The sequence below is a fragment of the Dialister succinatiphilus YIT 11850 genome (assembly GCF_000242435.1).
Lineage (GTDB): Bacteria > Bacillota > Negativicutes > Veillonellales > Dialisteraceae > Dialister > Dialister succinatiphilus.
On the sequence record NZ_JH591189.1, the window covers coordinates 127,499 to 130,173 of the forward strand.

Genomic DNA, 2,675 nt, shown 5'->3' on the forward strand with positions numbered 1-2,675 from the left:
CCAGCGTGACAAATCAGGTTGGCAATAACAAAGTCCTCGTTGATACCACCCATGTACAGTCCGCATTTGGAGATACCATCTACACCACCTGGGATAAAAGCGGTATCACAAACAATGCAACGGATAAGACCATAGCAACCACTGCCAAAGATATCAAGAACACCGCAACCGGTGATATTACCAACACAGCATCCACTGGCACCATCACCAATGACGCCAAGACCCTGCTCAATAAGGCTTCCGACTCCATCACCGACAAAGTAGGCGCCAATGTAGAGCGGACCATGACCACCAAGAAGATTTCCGAATCTGTAAAGGATGGTACCAAGAGCAACTCCTTCAGCAAGACCGCTGAAAAGGATATCAACATCATCACCGATGGCACCAAGACCAGCACTCTGAGCCAGCTGGCCGGCAGTGTGAACACGTCCCTGAAGGAAGTGGACAGCAGCGGCAACTCCGTGAAGTCCCTGAACAATGTGCAGACCGTTTCTGAAGACACCACTAAGATCACCGATACTGTCACCGGCGACTTCTCCAGCCGTAGCCAGAAGGCTAACGGCTTCACCAGCCAGGTGAAGAACAATAGCGGCGGATCCAACACGGTGACAGATACGGCTACCACTTCTGAACAGAAACTGGTCAGCGGGAACATCATCGACATCCTGAAGGATGCGGAAAACGGGTATGTGAATACCACCGTTTCCAATAGCGATGGTTCCTCCAGCACCGGGGTGAAGCAGACCTATACGGATATCACCAGCACGGCTAAACAGGGAACGATTACCAACGATGCCAAGAACTTGGTGAACAAGGCGGAAGAAAAACTGTCCAACAGTGCGGCAGAAATTGAAAACACTGCAACTAACAGCATCAAAGATACGGTAGGCAAGAGCACCGTGACTACGACGACGGATGGCACGACTTTCGAAAATAGGGACCACAACGGGGCAATCGGCGACTATTCGATTACGAAGACGACCATTTCCGGCAATACCCTCGAAACGGGCAAAGCGACTATGGATTATGCTGAGGTCATGAAAGACCTCAGGGTCGGTGGCACGACTACTACGAAAGACCTGCATGTGACCAACAACGCGACTATTGATGGCACCCTCGGTGTAACCGGAGCCGCGAAATTCCAGGATACGGTCACTGTTGCCAAAGACCTTAGCGTAGGCGGCAATGCAACCGTAGCCGGCGACGTAACGGCTGACTCCTACAAAGTGGGAGATAAGACCTACATTGATGGAAATGGTATCAATGCCAATGACCAGGTCATCAGGAATGTAGGCAAAGGCGATATCTCCGAAGGCTCCACCGATGCCGTTTCCGGCGGCCAGCTCTATGAAACCAATACCAGAGTTTCCGGACTGGAAACCCGTATGGGCACCGTGGAAACCAGAGTGGATAAACTGGACAACAAGATCGACAAGGTAGGCGCCAACGCCGCAGCTATGGCAAACCTGCACCCCCTGGAATTCGATGAAGACTCCAAGTGGAATGTGGCAGCAGCAGTAGGCAGCTCCGGCAGCGAAACTGCCAGTGCGGTAGGCGTATTCTACCGGCCTAATGAAAACGTGATGGTCAATGCCTCTGCAGCCATGGGCACCGGTGAGAATATGTTCGGCGGCGGCGTATCCCTCCGTCTCGGCCACGGCGGCAACAAAGCCAAAGAGGCACAGATGAAGGCAGCTGCAGCAGAAAATAAGGAACTCCGTGCTAAAGTGGACGACCTCACCGCCCGCATGGACGCTCTCCTCTCCGTACTGAATCCCAATATGTCGAAAGATTTCCCGGATGTGCCGGAGAATCACTGGGCCTACGAAGCCGTTTCCCGTCTGGCAGGCAATGGCATCGTGGAAGGCTATGAGGACGGCAAGTACCACGGAGAACGGCAGATGACCCGCTATGAAATGGCAGAAATCATCTACAACGCCCTCTCCAAAGGCGCTAAGGCGGAAAAGAAACTGGTTGAAGAATTCCGCCCCGAACTCCAGGCCATGGCAGCCCAGAAAAAAGCCTAGCCTCACCAATCACTCCTCCTTCATCCCTCCAAGCCGGATGACTGCTAATATGAAGGACAGTGATATGAGGATATAATCCCTGCCCCTTCCCCCCGGAGGGGAAAGGGATCATAAACCCCCGGGACGAAAGTCCCGGGGGTTTTGCGATGGGATTGTGTTGTGAGGAAATGCACCCCTTTTGGTGGCTGGGGCCACCACCTTCCCCCCGGCGGGGGGACTTTATTCTTCGCTATGCGTTGAGCGGCTTAAGTCAGCACTAAGGTAAGGGGAGAGCAAATCTCCCCCACCGGGGGAGATGCCGCAGGCAGAAGGGGTGCATTTCCAACGGGCCGAAGGCCCGGTTGTTTGGTTTTTCATTCCGCAAAGCGGAATTACAAACTCATTGCTCCCTGAGCGAAGCGATGCATAGCGAACATGATTTGCACTATGCGAACTGGATTTGTAAGGGAGCATCAGCGACCTGAAAATCCAGTGAGTCAGTGACAGCAGTGGATGAAGGAGCACTAGCGACGCACAAATCATAGTGAGTCGTTTCCCCTTTAGGGGCGAGGGGTGTGGTGGGCGCCTCTAAATTATAGAAGGCGCCGGTTTGTATAAAACCATACAACCGCCCTGCGGGCGAGGAAATGCACCCCTTTTGGTGGCTGG

At 53.3% G+C, this 2,675-nt stretch carries 1 protein-coding gene; it reads left to right on the forward strand.

The features are described from left to right. Positions 1–2,027: S-layer homology domain-containing protein (locus tag HMPREF9453_RS09520; protein WP_008860346.1), on the forward strand; the 2,027-nt coding region annotated here is incomplete at its 5' end. Between the last annotated feature and the right edge of the window lie 648 nt (positions 2,028–2,675).